General features: G+C 56.2%; 13 protein-coding genes. 7 read left to right on the forward strand and 6 right to left on the reverse strand.

Annotated elements, in window-relative coordinates; genetic code table 11:
• On the reverse strand, positions 1–397 hold a 397-nt coding region (locus tag GSQ80_RS23065; protein ID WP_216850314.1), incomplete at its 3' end, for a hypothetical protein.
• 267 nt (positions 398–664) lie between these two features.
• Here GSQ80_RS23065 and GSQ80_RS13385 point away from each other — a divergent pair.
• Positions 665–829, forward strand: a complete 165-nt coding sequence (locus GSQ80_RS13385) for a hypothetical protein (protein ID WP_158788097.1) — start codon at positions 665–667, stop codon at positions 827–829.
• A 41-nt stretch (positions 830–870) separates the two neighbouring features.
• Entirely contained in the window at positions 871–1,113 is a 243-nt protein-coding gene (locus GSQ80_RS13390; protein WP_158788098.1) for a hypothetical protein, read from the forward strand.
• A gap of 54 nt (positions 1,114–1,167) precedes the next feature.
• On the opposite strand, the gene GSQ80_RS13395 is transcribed toward GSQ80_RS13390, so the two are convergent.
• The 3 genes from GSQ80_RS13395 to GSQ80_RS13405 form a co-directional block, all read right to left on the reverse strand.
• Positions 1,168–1,866 carry a tetratricopeptide repeat protein gene (locus GSQ80_RS13395; protein ID WP_158788099.1) on the reverse strand — a complete coding sequence of 233 codons (699 nt, stop codon included), beginning with the start codon at positions 1,864–1,866 and terminating at the stop codon, positions 1,168–1,170.
• Positions 1,863–2,639, reverse strand: a complete 777-nt coding sequence (locus GSQ80_RS13400; protein ID WP_158788100.1) for a hypothetical protein — start codon at positions 2,637–2,639, stop codon at positions 1,863–1,865. Before GSQ80_RS13400 ends, GSQ80_RS13395 begins: the two co-directional genes overlap by 4 nt.
• A gap of 149 nt (positions 2,640–2,788) precedes the next feature.
• Positions 2,789–3,967, reverse strand: coding sequence for a site-specific integrase (locus GSQ80_RS13405; RefSeq protein WP_158788101.1), 1,179 nt, complete (start codon positions 3,965–3,967; stop codon positions 2,789–2,791).
• Positions 3,968–4,252: 285 nt separating this feature from the next.
• On the opposite strand from GSQ80_RS13405, the gene GSQ80_RS13410 reads away from it, so the two are divergent.
• The 5 genes from GSQ80_RS13410 (at position 4,253) to GSQ80_RS13430 (ending at position 12,794) form a co-directional block, all read left to right on the forward strand.
• The gene (locus tag GSQ80_RS13410) at positions 4,253–4,603 is read left to right on the forward strand and encodes an STAS domain-containing protein (RefSeq protein WP_158788102.1); all 351 of its coding nucleotides are present in this window, start codon (positions 4,253–4,255) and stop codon (positions 4,601–4,603) included.
• A gap of 398 nt (positions 4,604–5,001) precedes the next feature.
• Positions 5,002–7,524: a glycoside hydrolase family 3 protein gene (locus GSQ80_RS13415; RefSeq protein ID WP_254059626.1), complete on the forward strand. Its 2,523-nt coding sequence runs from the start codon at positions 5,002–5,004 to the stop codon at positions 7,522–7,524.
• The gene (locus tag GSQ80_RS13420) at positions 7,521–10,103 is read left to right on the forward strand and encodes an alpha-glucuronidase family glycosyl hydrolase (RefSeq protein ID WP_254059627.1); all 2,583 of its coding nucleotides are present in this window, start codon (positions 7,521–7,523) and stop codon (positions 10,101–10,103) included. Before GSQ80_RS13415 ends, GSQ80_RS13420 begins: the two co-directional genes overlap by 4 nt.
• A gap of 11 nt (positions 10,104–10,114) precedes the next feature.
• Entirely contained in the window at positions 10,115–11,329 is a 1,215-nt protein-coding gene (gene manD, locus GSQ80_RS13425) for a D-mannonate dehydratase ManD (protein WP_305794647.1), read from the forward strand.
• A 106-nt stretch (positions 11,330–11,435) separates the two neighbouring features.
• Entirely contained in the window at positions 11,436–12,794 is a 1,359-nt protein-coding gene (locus GSQ80_RS13430; RefSeq protein WP_158788104.1) for a DNA polymerase domain-containing protein, read from the forward strand.
• On the opposite strand, the gene GSQ80_RS13435 is transcribed toward GSQ80_RS13430, so the two are convergent.
• Both GSQ80_RS13435 and GSQ80_RS13440 read right to left on the reverse strand, forming a co-directional pair.
• On the reverse strand, positions 12,795–13,877 hold the full coding sequence (locus GSQ80_RS13435) for an ATP-dependent DNA ligase (RefSeq protein ID WP_158788105.1): 1,083 nt from the start codon (positions 13,875–13,877) through the stop codon (positions 12,795–12,797). It lies immediately after the preceding gene.
• 76 nt (positions 13,878–13,953) lie between these two features.
• On the reverse strand, positions 13,954–15,822 hold the full coding sequence (locus tag GSQ80_RS13440) for a M1 family metallopeptidase (protein ID WP_254059629.1): 1,869 nt from the start codon (positions 15,820–15,822) through the stop codon (positions 13,954–13,956).
• Positions 15,823–15,899: the final 77 nt, after the last annotated feature.

The following is a 15,899-nucleotide window of genomic DNA, read 5'->3' on the forward strand; positions in this document are numbered from 1 at the left end:
AAGACAGATGTCTAGCACGGTGTTCCGCTTCCCGGAGCTTCTGTGACGCGCTACCCGACAGTTCAATGATGCAGGTTTCTCCCTCCTCTCTTCCCCACCTGTCGCGTTGGTACCTCTTTCTGGCACTGTCATCCACAGCTTCACCTTGCAACGTCAAGAGCAGCAGGATAAGCGACTTCCATGTGCTTTGGAGCGGTACCTTTCCAGTGTGAAACGTCAAATCCGCGATTTGCCGCTGGAACTCGAAACAGTCACAAGTCTCTGGGCCTCCGAGACTCTTCCACGCCTCGGCACGTAACGCATTGCCAGTCACTTCGCGCGGACCTTTGCCCTGCTCCGGACCGATGAACCAATAAGGAGCACTCCAATGCCCAAAGCCGAAGAACTTCTCTTCCATCTCGTCTACGAGGGATAAGTGCTGCGCCAGTGAAACTTCGCTTTGAGGCATATGGTTAGAGCCAATATATATGCCTTGCCGTGATCGTCTCGCAAAGGGTATCCCAGCCATATCAGGCGTGAGATGTACGTGTGGCGGACGACATGCCAAGTCACGTCACCGAGTTGTTTGTTCTGCTTTATGGCATCTTCCATGAAACGAGCGATTCTGAGGCGCAACCATTGGCCGTGATACTCTTCCTCCTGCTCCCTAAAGGAGGAGCCTCTGATGATGAATCCAAACCCCGAGAAATCCAGAAAGATAGCCAAGGAAATAATGGATCTCATGGCAATGCAAAACCTCCCCGAAGAGATAAAGAAGCCAGGGAAGAATGGGCCTTCGCTAGACTCTCTAATTCCGGATAAGAGGCAGGAAGCTGAAGATCACGAATAGTCGCTTACAAAACAGCCGAATCGAAGTGAAAGGAAAACACTATGTCTGACGCAGATAGCGTTACACAGACTTTCAATAACATCCGGGAGTGGAACGAATTTGGGGAGCGATTGAATGCGATTCTCAATGAGGTTAAGGACAGGATCGGCGAAGCTCCGCTCCACATTACGGAAGATGGAGAGTTCTTCGTACATCCTGATGTCTCTCAGAAGTTGAACGAACCGGGCAACGAAGGGCCGTTGGAGTTCCTGAGATTTATGCAACGAAACGGCATCTCTGAATAATTAAATCCGTGTATCTAGCGTGAAGAGATGCAGCGGCGCCAAGTACGAAAACTCTCATAAAGCAATCTCGAATGCATACTTCGCAGCATACCCCGCCGGATAATTCCCGGAAGAGTTAAAGGGTCGATCCGGGAAAGGCTTAGACATGAGAAGTTCGTAAAGCATTCGACCGTTCTCATTTCCCCTTCTGAGCGCCTTGAGCGACCAGGCAATGGCCTCATCATCGTCCTGATTGACCCCAATGCCATACGCGTAGCAGTCTGCAAGCCGCCACTGAGCTCCGGCATGACCTTTTTCCGCCGCCATCCGATACCATTTCGCGGCCTGCTCATGATTGACCCCTAAGCATGTAATGTCGCGGCCATAGTATTGGTCGCCCAACTGAATGATCGATTCCAAGTGACCGAGCCCCGCTGCTCGCTGGTAAAGCGCCAGCGATCTTTCAAGATACGGTCGCCATTCCTCGTCGAGTTCCGGCGATGCTCCGTAGGCATGTTGGAGTGCATAGGCCAAGTGGAACATCAACTCCGGATCATTCGGATCGAGGTGGTGCCCCTCCACAAAGCACTGAAATGCTTCGTCGTATCGTCCCTCGTCTTCTGACTCCTCTCCGCGACTAAGTAATTTCTGTGCTTCTTCGAGCCTTCTCAGGTCGTCGCGGCTACGCACTGCGAGGGCCTTAGTCCCAACCCTTTTCAAGGTGGAGGACTGTGCCGGGACCAATGCTCCTTGTTCTTCCTCGCCGGTGCTCATAGCGGTCCCATCCTTGAAGCCCGATCTGCATATTCCTTGCGGGCCAAGTCGGTTCGGAGCTGAACGTCCTTCTTCATTTGAGCAAGCAGGTCACGGCCTTTCTCCGCTGCGGTGACTACTTTTGCCATCAGGAGGGCAATTTCGGAAGCCATCAATTCCGCGACTTCGACCTCAATCTCAGCGAGTCTCTTCGATATTTGCTGAATCTGGAGGAGGATGCGGTGCAAGTCCGCCGCTGCGCCGTCTCCTTCTACCGATTCAGGGCTGCTCTTGTACTCTTCTAGGATTTTCCTGAGAGCATCCGCATCCTGTCGCTTATAGGCAAGATTGGCCTCTGCCATCAGCCGGTTGCGCAGCGCGCGGTCGATTTCGTTCACCGCACGGTCGGGATGTATCTGGTTCACCACGTCTCTGAACAGCTTTCTCAACTCTGGCGACGGTGAAAAGTCCTTTGCCTTGGCAGCCTCGCCATGTGCGGCGGCGTAGGATTCGTCTGCCTGCGCCCGCGCCTCTGACGCAGCAGCGCGGGCCTGCTCGGTTCCCGCAGCCTCCGCCGCGAATTCGGCGATCTTCGCATTCCAGTCGTCGAGTTCGGCATAAAGTATGCCGACTTCCCGCAGGTAACGCCCCTCAAATGCGGCGAGTTCGGCGCGCAGGTTGGCAAGCGACAATTCGCGGTCGGTGAGTTCGGCTTCCAGGATGGCCAGTTCCTGCCGTTTCCTGGCAAGTTCCTGCTCCTCCGCCGATAGATGGTGGACAATTTCTGTGGGCATAGGCTCGCAGTAATTCTACCGCCGAGTTTCCGGATGGCTCCCATCTCAGCGCGGCTTCTTTGAACTGATTGTGTTGCGGTGACAGGTCTGAAGTTCTTGGATGGTACTTTAAGCGCCCACACGGAGCGCGGTCTGCACCAGGGGATTTCCTACACACTCTGAAGTGCTAACTCGCTCTGCTCACGGAACGAACTCAACTTGGCCACCGCGCTCAACTTGTGATCTGGTGACAGGTGGGCGTAACGAGTCGTCATGCTAATGTCCTTGTGACCGGCCAATTCCTGAACAGTTCTGAGGTCTACCCCAGCCATTACCAGGCGGGAGATGTACGTGTGACGGAACACATGCCAAGTCACGTCACCGAGTTGTTTGTTCTGCTTTATGGCATCTTCCATGACCAGGCGGAACCATGCCCTTGGGTTCTCCATTGGCTCGCCGTATCGAGTCAGAAAAACTCTTGGCGTGTGCGGCATTCGTCTGGCTTGGCATGCCTTCAACGCCTCGACCGCTTCTTTGCTCAAGATCACGACGCGGCTCGACCCGTTCTTTGTGGCGACGAGCTGAATCTGCTGACGGCTCAAATGCACATCGGGCCACTCTAAGGAGTGCTGCTCAGATAGTCGCATGCCCGTCTCTATAGCGACCGTGAAGTCGGGCTCGTGGACTGGGCAACGCCTCCGGATGATGCTTCGAATCTGAGCCTCCTCTTCAAACGTGATGAATCTGAGGCGGGCGTTGTTCTCTTTGCGAAGGCGAACCAGTCGAGCAGGATTCGCGGTGACTTTCCCATTCCGTATACCCTCCGCGAAGATCATCGACATGGTGGAGCGATATCTGTTGATGCTCGCTGGCTTGAGATCAGTTCGTGTGCTGAAGTATGCCGAGATGGTCTGAGGGGTGATTTCTTCGGCCTTCATCTTGCCAAATACGGGAAGCAAACTGCTCAGATTCGAGATGTCCCCACGGTGGCTCTTCTTGTGAGCCTTGCTGTACTCCATGGCGTCCTCGGCAAGCTCCTCAAATAAGAGAGCTCTCTTGGCCTTCAGCGAGTCCGGGAGCTTGACGCCCATTCGCGCGTCGTTCTTACGCTTGCTGTAGAGATCGGAAGCCGCTTTGCGGGTTCCTACTTTCTCGCGGTGACGTTTTCCATCAACATAGTAGTTGACCCACCAAATGCCGCTATCAGGCGGGTGCTCGAAAACGCCACGAACGGGCTTCGGAGCCTGTCTGCCACGTTTGGACGGCGATCCACCAGAAGTGTTTGGTGGCTGTTTTAGTGGCTGTTTGTCTTCGTATTTGCTGCGATTCACTGCAACTGTCTGCGCCATGGAATAAGTATACAACTCATTGACATAAATGGACTTACTTCATTCCTGTGCAGCGTGTTGCAACTCCCTGCAACACCCCCATTTTCCGACTCTTAATCGACTGGTCGTAGGTTCGATCCCTACCGCGTCCACCATTTCTATCCATAACCACCAAGGAGCGCAGGCAAGTTTGGACTGCGCTTTTTCTGTGTTTGATGGCCACGGCGTTTCCTCCCATCGGTTACAGGGTCGTTCTCCAGCTAGCGCTCGCATGTTGCGCGTTCTGCATGGTAGTACAATTTCCGGATGCCACTGAGCGCGAGCATTGAAAATCTGCCGCAGGGGATTGCCGTGGTCAGGCTATCCGGCGGCCTGACCCTGGGTACATCCCTGAAGATCGCCGATTCACAGATTCAGTCTGCAATCGAAGGCGGCGTTACCAGAATGGTGATCGACCTGACGGATGTAGAGTACGTGGATAGTGCAGGACTAGGGATGCTGATGTATGCCTACGGGATGTTGAACGAGAAACAGGGCAGTCTGAGGCTGTGTGGGGTCACAGGCCGCGTCATGTCTTTACTGCAGATGACGAAGACAGATATGTTTCTGCCAATCGATAAGAGCCTTGATGAGAGCCTTGCCGCGTTGAAGGGGTGAGTGCTGTCGCTGAGGTCATAGGCTGGTAAGCGTGGGGCACCGGCTTGGAATGAACAAACGATCGACGACTTAGCGGACCAAATTTCGTGTGTCGGGATTTAACACGACACAGCATAGAATCTACTATGTAAAACGCTTTAAGTCTTACTTGACAAACGTTCCTTCATTCAAATAGTTTCGACGCCACTTGGCGAATAGCCTTTCCACAACCCTGAAATTAAGGCAGCTTGATGACACGTTCCCCAATTTCTCTAGCGAAACGTCGACGGTCTCTCCAACAATTAGGAGTTGTCGGCTTATCTGTCGCTTGCGCTTTCTCTGCAGTGTCGCGATCCCAGGTTCCAACACATACGCCTACACCTGAGACGGAGAAACGGGTTGCTGCACTGGTGGGAAAGATGACGCTGGAAGAGAAGGTAGCGCAGATGCAGAACGACGCAAGCGCGATTCCTCGTTTGAACGTGCCCGCTTACAACTGGTGGAGCGAGGGGTTGCACGGAATTGCCCGTTCGGGCTACGCGACCGTGTTCCCGCAGGCAATCGGGCTGGCTGCAACGTGGGATGTACCGCTGATTCACCAGGTGGGAGACACGATCAGCACTGAAGCACGAGCCAAGAACGGCGAGGCGCTGCGGGAAGACAATCACAGCATTTACTACGGTCTCGACATCTGGTCGCCCAATATCAATATCTTCCGTGACCCGCGCTGGGGACGCGGCCAGGAGACGTACGGAGAAGATCCGTTTTTGACGGCACGACTTGGCGTCGCATTTGTCGAGGGGCTGCAAGGGAACGATCCGATGTATTACAAGACCATTGCAACGCCAAAGCACTTTGCGGTGCATTCCGGGCCTGAGACTACCCGGCACACGGCAAATATCGAACCCTCGGCTCACGACCTTGAAGACACGTACTTGCCCGCATTTCGCGCCACTGTAACGCAGGCCAAGGCTGGCAGCGTGATGTGCGCTTACAACGCAGTGGATGGCGAACCGGCTTGTGCGAATACCATGCTTTTGCAGGAGCGTTTGCGGAAAAACTGGGGGTTCGATGGGTATGTGACCTCAGACTGCGCGGCGATCACCGATATTGCCGTCGGTCATCATTATTCGCCCGATCTCGAACATGCAGCGGTTGCAGCTGTTCGTGCGGGAACCGATACGAGTTGCGGCAAGGAATATGCAGTACTAGTGAAGGCAGTTCAGGATGGGCTGATCTCCGAAAAGGAGATCGACCGTTCGGTTAACCGGTTGTTCACAGCACGGTTTGAACTTGGCTTGTTTGATGATCCAGCAAAGGTCAAGTATGCACAGATTCCCTTCTCTGAGGACGACTCGGCAGGCCATCGGGAGTTGGCCCTCCAGACCGCGGAAAAATCAATCGTGCTGCTCAAGAATGACGGCATTCTGCCGCTCAAGAAGTCTCTGAAGATTGCCGTGATCGGTCCGAACGCGGCCAGCCTGGCTGCGATCGAAGGCAACTATAACGCAGTGCCGTCGCAACCTATTTTGCCACTTGCTGGGCTGGAAAATGCGCTCGGAGTCGATCAGATACGATACGCTCAAGGTTCGCCGTATGTGAGCGAGTTGCCGGTTCCTGTCCCAAGAACATTACTGCATCCGGCAGAAGGAGATCCCCGCTTCGGACTCAAGGGTGAGTACTTCGACAATGTGAGCTTCGAGGGCGCACCTTCAATGACACGCCTCGATCAGCAAGTGGCGTTTGATTGGGATGCTGCGACTCCGTATAAGAGCATCAGCCCCTCGCATTTCGGCGTGCGGTGGACAGGGACAATTCAGGTACCGGTAGCAGGAGATTATGCTTTCAGCTTCACGCTGGCCCATTGCTATCCCTGTGGAGACGCAGAAAATCTGAAGGTTTACCTCGATGGCAAGCCGTTGTCGGATCAACCTGTGCAGGCTACTGAGTATCGATCGAGCGGGCTGCAGCCATTTACGTTGCACTTTGCAGATGCGAAACCTCACGCGTTTCGGATCGAGTACACCCACAAAGCGAAGTTGTTTGGCGCCGGCATTACGCTTAGCTGGATGCCGGCGATTGATGCCGAACGCGAGGCTGCTATCAAGGCGGCGAAACAGGCTGATGTTGTGGTGGCTTTCGTAGGGCTTTCCCCTGAGTTAGAAGGGGAAGAAATGCCGGTGCATGTCAATGGCTTCGACGGAGGAGACCGCACCAGCATTGAGTTGCCAGCAGTGCAGGAGAAGATGCTGGAGGCGGTTGCTGCTACGGGTAAACCCCTTGTGGTTGTTCTGATGAACGGTAGCGCGCTGGCTGTCGATTGGGCGAAGCAACATGCGAATGCGATTGTGGAAGCATGGTATCCGGGGGAGGAAGGCGGAACGGCGATCGCCGGCGTGTTGGTGGGAACGATCAATCCAGCAGGGCGCTTACCCATCACCTTCTATGCCAGCACAAAAGATCTTCCGCCTTTTGATGACTACTCAATGGCCGGCCGCACGTATCGCTATTATGCTGGAACGCCGCTCTGGGGCTTCGGGTATGGGCTGAGCTACTCGACGTTCCATTGGACAAATCTCAAGCTCTCCACCGCGTCACTTAAAGCAGGCGATTCAATGCTTGTTGATGCTGATTTGGAGAACACGAGCGATCGCGCCGGTGATGCGGTGAGCGAGTTGTACCTCACGCCTCCAGCGGAATCAACATCGCCGCGACTGGCGCTGGTCGGGTTCGACCGCCTAACTCTGGCCCCGCATGCGAAGCAGCACGTTCATTTCATGGTGGACGCGAGGGCTCTAAGTACTGTGAACGTGAAGGGAACGCGGGCGGTGCGGGCCGGCGATTATGTATTCCACCTGGGCGGAACTCAGCCGACCGATACGGCTGACGGCTCAGTGTCTGCAGCGTTCACGATTCATGGAAACGAGGAGCTTCCGCGGTGAGTTTGCCCGTTCTGCGTCTGGTGCAGCTCGCATTTCTCTCTGCGTCGATCCTGTTACCAACGATTGTGGCGCAGGAGGTGGGGCCGGCGGCAGTCCTAGGAGCGGGCGATCCCGCATGGCTGTCCTACAAGCCTGTGGAGTCGGCGATCGTTTTCCCTGGTGGGGTTCCGGATACGGTTGTTAAGCTTGGGAATAGCGTGCTCCAGGACTCGGCTGCCAACGAACTTGCGGCGGGATGGCGGAGTATGCTGCAGCACGAGCCGCGGATTGTGCGTGCGGACGGCGACGGCAGGCGAGCCGAGGTCGTACTGGGAACGCAGGCCGAGGTCAATGCGTGGCGACCACACGCTACATCGACACGATCGCTGAAACCAGATGGCTACAGACTTTATGTTGACAAGAATACGCTGGTGATCGAAGGCGGAGACGATCGCGGAGTCTTGTATGGGACGTTTGCCCTGCTGCGCGAGATCGCTGAGCAGCATTCACTGGCAAAGCTTGATGAAGAGTCAACGCCGTGGGCGGCGATTCGCTGGACGAATGAATGGGACAACCCCAATGGAACGATTGAACGTGGTTATGCAGGACCGTCCATCTTCTTCGAGAACGGGAAGGTGCGCGACGATCTTTCGCGGGCCGCAGCCTATGCACGGCTGCTTAGCTCTGTGGGCATCGATGGTTGCACAATAAATAATGTTAATGCCGACCTCAATCTTCTACGACCCGAGAACTTGCGCGATATCGCTCGGATAGCAGACGTGTTTCGCCCGTATGGTGTTCGACTTTCGCTTTCAGTTGATATGAGCAGTCCCCAAGCAATTGGCGGTCTGAAGACGTTTGACCCTCTCGATCCGGAGGTTGCCGCCTGGTGGAAGACGAAGATGGACGAAATCTACGCTGTCATTCCGGACTTCGGGGGGGTCGTGATCAAGGCAGATTCCGAAGGAAGGGTTGGGCCTTCGAAGTATGGACGCACGCAGTCTGACGCAGCGAACGTGGTGGCACGTGCACTGAAGCCCCACGGTGGAGTCGTTCTGTATCGCGGGTTTGTATACAACAATCATCTCGATTGGCAAGATAGAAAGGCAGATCGCGCCCGTGCCGGCTACGACAACTTCCACCACTTGGATGGAAAGTTTGACGACAACGTGATCGTGCAGATCAAGTATGGGCCGATCGACTTTCAGGTACGCGAACCGGTGAGTCCGCTGCTTGCGGGACTTCCTCATACGAATGAGGCTATTGAATTGCAGGTGACGCAGGAGTACTCGGGGCAGCAGCGCCACTTGGTTTACCTCGTTCCAATGTGGAAGAAGACCTTGGATACGGATATGCGCGCCTCCGCGAGTGCAGCTCCGCTGCCTGTAAAACTCATCGTGAGCGGACAAACGACTGCCACCGAGCACCACACGCAGGGTGGCTTTGTCGGTGTTTCGAACGTCGGCACGGAGGGATGGTTGGGCAACCCGCTGGCTCTAGCCAATTTGTATGGTTTTGGACGGCTTGCCTGGGATCCAAACATGAGTGCAGGAGCAATCATCGATGAGTGGACGCGGCTTACGTTTGGAAATGATGATCAGGTGCGGACGACGATCAACAAACTGCAGCTAGACTCCTGGCATATTTATGAAAGTTATACGGGACCACTTGGGATCGGGACGTTGACCGATATTGTGGGTGCGCATTTTGGGCCGGGCATAGAGTCTGCTGAGCGCAACGGATGGGGGCAGTGGATACGAGCGGACGAACACGGGGTCGGCATGGATCGCACAGTTGCGACGGGCACTGGCTACATCGGTCAATACCCTGCTCCGCTGGCTGCGACATATGAATCGCTTGCTACGTCCCCTGACGATCTTCTACTGTTCCTGCATCATGTGCCGTATACCTATCGACTGCACTCCGGCCTGACGGTAATGCAGTCGATTGACGACACGCACTACTGGGGAGCGCAAGCAGCTGCGGAGCAGGTATTGGCGTGGAAGGAATTGCGCGGCAAGATCCCTGACGCGACGTATGCAGAAGTTCTCAAACGTTTGAATTATCAGGCGGGATCAGCGGTCGTTTGGCGTGATGCCGTCACTCGCTGGTTTACAAAGGAGTCCGGCATTCCGGATGCGCTTGGCAGGGTAGATCATTATCCCGGCCGTATTGAGGCAGAATCGATGACACTCACCGGTTACACCGTCGTGCCGGTTACACCTTGGGAGACAGCGTCGGGAGGAAAAGCTGTGATCTGCGGCCTGCCACAGTGTGCTGCAGAAACGACGTGGACTGGGCCGGATGGTTGGTACGATATCAGCGTGCAGTACTTTGATCTGTTGCACGGACATTCGCGCTTTTCTCTTTCCGTCGCAGGTCATGAGGTTGATCATTGGACTGCGGATGACACGTTGCCTGGCGAGACCCTGAACGGCAGCACCTCAACCCGTAGGTCACTGGATCACGTGGCTATCCACCACGGAGACTCGATCCAGATGACTGGCTGGCCCGATGGTCCGGAGAAGGCGCCGTTGGACTATCTAAGCATTTTGCCCGATCGGGTTCGTACGGGCGCTGTTATGAACAAGGTTCACTGAGGATATTTGCTTTGGGCACAAAGATCATGGACGCGAGGGTCATTGTTACCTGTCCGGGGCGAAACTTCGTAACGCTCAAGATCACTACTACGGATGGCATCTATGGCATCGGTGACGGAACCCTCAACGGTCGCGAGCTGGCGGTAGTTGCGTATTTGCAGGAGCATGTGATTCCCTGCCTTATTGGTCGCGATGCGGATCGCATCGAAGATACCTGGCAGTATCTTTATCGCGGAGCCTATTGGCGTCGTGGACCGGTGACGATGAGCGCCATCGCCGCAGTAGACGTCGCTCTCTGGGACATCAAGGCCAAACGTGCGGGCATGCCGCTATACCAGTTGTTGGGGGGCCGCTGCCGAGAAGGCGTCACGGTTTACGCCCACGCGAATGGGCATGAAGTCAGTGAGCTACTGGAGTCGGTGGCTAAGCAACAAGAGTTGGGGTACCGGGCAATCCGCGTGCAGGCGGCCGTTCCGGGGGTTGCGGATGCATACGGCGTCCCCCACGGTGATAAGCCCTACGAGCCTGCAGATGGTGATCTGCCGCGAGAAGAGGTTTGGGATACTGCCAAGTACCTGCGCTTTATGCCCAAGCTGATGGACGCAGTTCGGTCGAAGTTTGGCTTTGACCTGGCGCTTCTGCATGATGGCCACCATCGAATGACTCCCATCGAAGCTGCGGCCTTGGGCAAGAGCCTTGAAGAGTTTCAGCCTTTCTGGCTCGAAGATCTGACGCCGGCGGAAAACCAAGAAGCATTTCGTCTAATTCGACAACACACCACGGCACCCCTTGCGGTAGGTGAGGTATTCAACTCCATTTTTGATTGCAAGCAACTGATCAGCGAGCAGCTGATTGATTACATTCGCGCCACAGTGGTGCACGCGGGCGGAATTACGCACTTGCGCCGTATCGCAAGTTTTGCGGATCTTTACGGTGTGAAGACAGGCTGCCATGGAGCGACCGATCTATCGCCGGTGTGCATGGGAGCGGCACTGCACTTCGATGTCAGTGTTCCGAATTTCGGCATCCAGGAGCACATGCCCCACTCGTCGTCTACCGATGAGGTGTTTCCCCATGCGTACACCTTCGCGGGTGGCATGATGGATTCGGGAGAGGTCGCCGGACACGGAGTCGATATTGACGAGAAGCTAGCTGCCAAGTTTCCGTATAAGCGCGCATATCTCCCGGTCTGCCGATTGGCCGATGGGACGCTTCACTCCTGGTAGATGCTCTTGAAGTGGACACCGCTGAGCTTTGAATGAGGCTTGAAGGTGGACATTTGGGCGACGCGTTGCATGTAGGACGCATCACACTTTAGCGACGAGGGCTGCGATGGCAAAAGCAGACGACGCGGAGTTGCTCGAGGTTGGTGGCCGGGAGGTGCGGATCAGCAGCCCGTCGAAGCCTTACTTTACTCGAGGCGTGCAACTCAGGAAGATTGACCTGGTTCACTACTTTCTGGCCGTGGCGCCCGGGGCGCTGCGCGGCATCGTGGATCGTCCGGTGGTTCTGAAACGATTTGTGAACGGCGCAGAAGCAGAGCCGTTCTACCAAAAGCGCGCGCCCAGCGATTTGCCAAACTGGATGCGGACGGTGACCCTGTCGTTCCCTTCCGGACGGACTGCTGAAGAAGTCGTCGTGGATGATGCCGCCGGTCTCGCGTGGATTATGAATTTGGGCTGCATGGAGTTGCACCCGCACCCGGTTCGCAGCGGTGATCTCGATCATCCAGATGAGCTGCGCGTGGATCTCGATCCTCAGCCCGGTGTGCCATGGACGGACGTGCGTGCAGTGGCTATGGAAGTGAAGGCGTTGCTCGACGAACTAGGCCTAGTAGCGTGGCCGAAGACTAGCGGCTCACGCGGGATCCATATCAATGTACGCATCGAGCCTCGTTGGAGCTTCACGGAGGTACGCAGGGCGGCGCTGGCGCTGGCGCGTGCGGTCGAGAAGCGCTGTCCGATGGCAAGCAGCAAATGGTGGAAGGAAGAGCGGCATGGGGTATTTCTGGACTACAACCAGAATGCGAAAGATCGAACTACCTGTTCTGCCTATTCGGTGAGACCTCTTCCAGACGCGCGTGTGAGTATGCCGCTGCGCTGGGATGAAGTGATGACGTGTGACCCTGCCGACTTTACGGTGCTGACGGTTCCTGATCGTTTTGCGAAGATCGGCGACCCGCATGCAACGATGGATGAGCACGCGGGAGTGCTGGATGTGTTGCTGGAGATAGCTGCGCGCGATGAGGCCGAAGGTATTGGCGATGCGCCGTGGCCCCCGCATTTTCGTAAGGGGGAAGGTGAGCCTGCACGCGTGCAACCGTCAAAGGCTCGCGTCTCGGCCGCGAAGAAAAAGATGGAGAAGGCTGAGGGGGAAGATGCTGATCCAGCGGCTAAGCCTGCTGCGAAGAAGGGTCGTCGACAACCGACGATGCCGTTGATCGTGATCGCTCAATCTCCCGATAAGAGCGCGGCGGAAGCCGGGTTGGAGCGTTGGAAACAGCAGAACCCAGAAGCGGCTGCGCTGTTGGCTGCGGATGATGTACTGGTGGATCGCATGCGCGGGTCGGCATATGTGTGGTATCGCATCCGAGTAAACCTGCGAAGCGTTCCGGAAGAGATTCGGCCCGCACAGGGCGTGCCTGATCCCGATGATGACCCAACCCGTACGCGGCGCGAAGAGAACGCCTAGTCATCGGTTGTCTGGAAAGATGCTCATGAGTTCCAGGGGCGGAACGACTTCGAGTTGCTCGTAGGTGCAGTCCTTTGACGGCTTGTCGGGGCGCCAACGGCGGAAGTGGGCGAGGTGTCGAAATCGGTCGCCCTGCATATGCTCGTAAGCGACCTCGACCACAAGCTCGATCCGCACCGGCTCCCAGCTCAGGTCTTTGCCGGCGCTCCATCGCGATTGGCCGCCGGGCATGCGGCTGCTGGCTTGCGTGTCCTCATCGGCCCACGCTGCCCAAGGGTGATCGCGCAAAGCGTCTTCGCGATAGGGCGCGAGGAACTCAACTAGCTCTTTGCGTTTGGCCGCGGTGAAACTGGCGCAGACCCCGACGTGCTGGAGCTTGCCAGCGCCGTTATAGAGGCCCAGGAGCAGCGAACCAACCGCAGTCCCTTCACCGTCTTTGTGCCAGCGGAAACCTCCGACGACACAGTCACAATCGCGTTCGTGCTTGATCTTGAGCATAGTGCGCTTGTCTGGCGTGTATGGCCCAGCGACGGGCTTCGCGATCACGCCATCAAGGCCCGCGCCTTCGAAGCGCGTGAACCAGTCCTGCGCCGTTGCACGATCCCGCGTCGCTGGCGTTAAGTGCAGCGGCGCTTGAATATTCGCAAGGACCCGTTCCAATTCGGTGCGTCTGACACTGAATGGTTCGTTGCGCAGATCGCGGCTTTCAATATGAAGCAAATCGAAGAAGACAACCGAAGCTGGCGATTGTGCAGCAAGTGTCTTGACACGCGACGCGGCGGGATGGATGCGTAGTGTCAAAGCATCGAATTCCAGCCGGCCTTCTCCTGCAATAACGATCTCGCCATCAACGACGCACTGCATTGGTAGTTGTCGCAGCAGTGGATCGCGGAGCTCGGGGAAATACCGATCAAGCGGCTTGCCATCGCGACTTTGCAGGAGTAGCTCGTCGTCGTTCCGAAAAATCACCACACGAAAGCCATCCCACTTCGGCTCGAAACTCCACCCCTCTGCATCCGATGGAATTTCGTCGACCCGCTTAGCGAGCATGGGTAGGATCGGCGATGGTAAGGGCAACGACACGATAGGTTGGATGCTTTCGGCTGGATGAATGGATGGACACTTCCATCCATAAGTCTTCGCGAACGACGGAGCGTGATCACGGCATCGTCAGTAAATTATTGCTGCGGTCGTCGTCCGGAAGGACATGATCCGGGTCGACCGTGATCGTGGCAACGGGTTTTCCTTCCCTGAAGACGAAGGTACCTGTTCCCTTGGAGAGCCACGCTTCGGCGGGAATTCGTATGCGCGCGGTGCTTCCATCCTTGTAGGCAACCTCGAGCGTGGCAGGAAGAACCAATGGGCGTAGGTTCGCTACTACGACGGAGACTCCGTCCTTCGGGTCGTTATTGACGTATTTTGCAGATTCGACGGCTAGATCGAGTGTCCAGTTATTCATGTACCAGCCGCGCCAAAAGTAGTCCAGGTCTTCGCCACCTTCGCTTGCCATTGTGCGGAAGAAGTCGGAGGGTGCAGGATGTTTATAGGCCCATTCGCGGATATAGCGGCGGAAGGCGTAATCGAAACGCTGAGGTCCTAGGATCTGCTCGCGAAGCAGCACGTTTCCATAGGCCCCTTTGAAGTATTGGACAGGGTGGCCCAGCGGGCCTGAGAACGCATCCGCCCTGGTGAGAATAATGGGCGCATCAGGGTTGTCGAGTACCTTCAGGATCGAGTCTGGAGGGTTACCGTCCGCCGAATACTCGCCATCCCGCTTTGGACCATAAACCCCATGGTCAAAATCGTCGGACTCAAAGATATCGATGAACGTGTTGAAGCCCTCATCCATGAAAGCCCAGCGGCGTTCGTTCGAGCCCACGATCATCGGAAACCAGTCATGCCCTATCTCGTGGGCGCTAATCCAGAAAAGCTCTTTGCTCTGATCGTGGATGCCGTCGAAGACGATGCCGGGATACTCCATTCCTGTCGAAAAACCGGCCACATTAATGGCTGCTGGCCAAGGATAGGGATACCAGCGGCGAGAGAAGTGTTCGACCGCATCTTTGACATATTCGGTAGAGCGGGACCAGCCTTCCTGGCCGACACTCTCTAACGGATACACAGACATCGCGAGGGGAATTTCTCCTACAGGCAGCGAATTTGGCGGGTCGTCACCATCACCGGATTTAGGCGGGAGGTTGATGCGAGCAGCGTCCCATACGAATGTGGGCGAAGCAGTGAACACAACATCGCGGGTATGGTCCATGCGGAAATGCCAGGTGAGTGAGCCGGTCTGTTTGGGACGACTGGCGGGATCCGACGTCTCTTCCGGCGTGCGTATGTACACGGTCTTGTCGGAATGACGGGCCTGCTCGAGGCGTTCGATCTGCGCGTGAGTCAAAACGTCCGCGGGGTTCATGAGTTCTCCCGACCCGGCGAGAATAAAGTTCCAGGGGACGCTCACAAAATAGTCGAAGTGACCGTATTCCAGGTAGAACTCAGCACCGATGTAGGGCAGCGTGTCCCAGCCGCGCAGGTCGTCATAAACACACATGCGCGGATACCACTGAGCGATGTCATAGATTTCACCATGCTCAGCCATGCCCCATGAAGTACGTCCACCCCAGACACCGGGAATTGCATAGTGGTACTTGATATGGATGCGGAGTTGCGCGCCGTGAGGCTTGAGTGGCGTTGCCAGACGAACCTGCATGCGAGTGTCGTCGACGATGTAATTGGCTTTGATAAATTTGGCTGCTGGGGCCACAGGGCTCACCTCGACCGATTCGAGGACGAAGCCTTCGGTATGATTGTCCGCGCGCGTGGTCACAGGAGCAGCGGTTTGTCCAGGACGCGGCGGACGACCGAAGCCGGTGTTCCCGAGATTCGCAGAACGAGCGTCTTTGCGATAGGTGTTCTGCTCCAGATGAATCCATAGGCAGTCGAGACTGTCAGGGGAGTTGTTGGTATAGGTGATGACCTCGTCGTTGGTCAGGACTTTCGCGACTGGGTCGAGCTTGGCATGCATCACATAATCGGCCTCGTTCTGCCAATACAATGGCCCCGGGGAGCCCGCCCCCGAGCGGTAGGAAGTAACTGGATCCG

Source organism: Granulicella sp. L46, from assembly GCF_009765785.1.
Taxonomy (GTDB): domain Bacteria; phylum Acidobacteriota; class Terriglobia; order Terriglobales; family Acidobacteriaceae; genus Granulicella.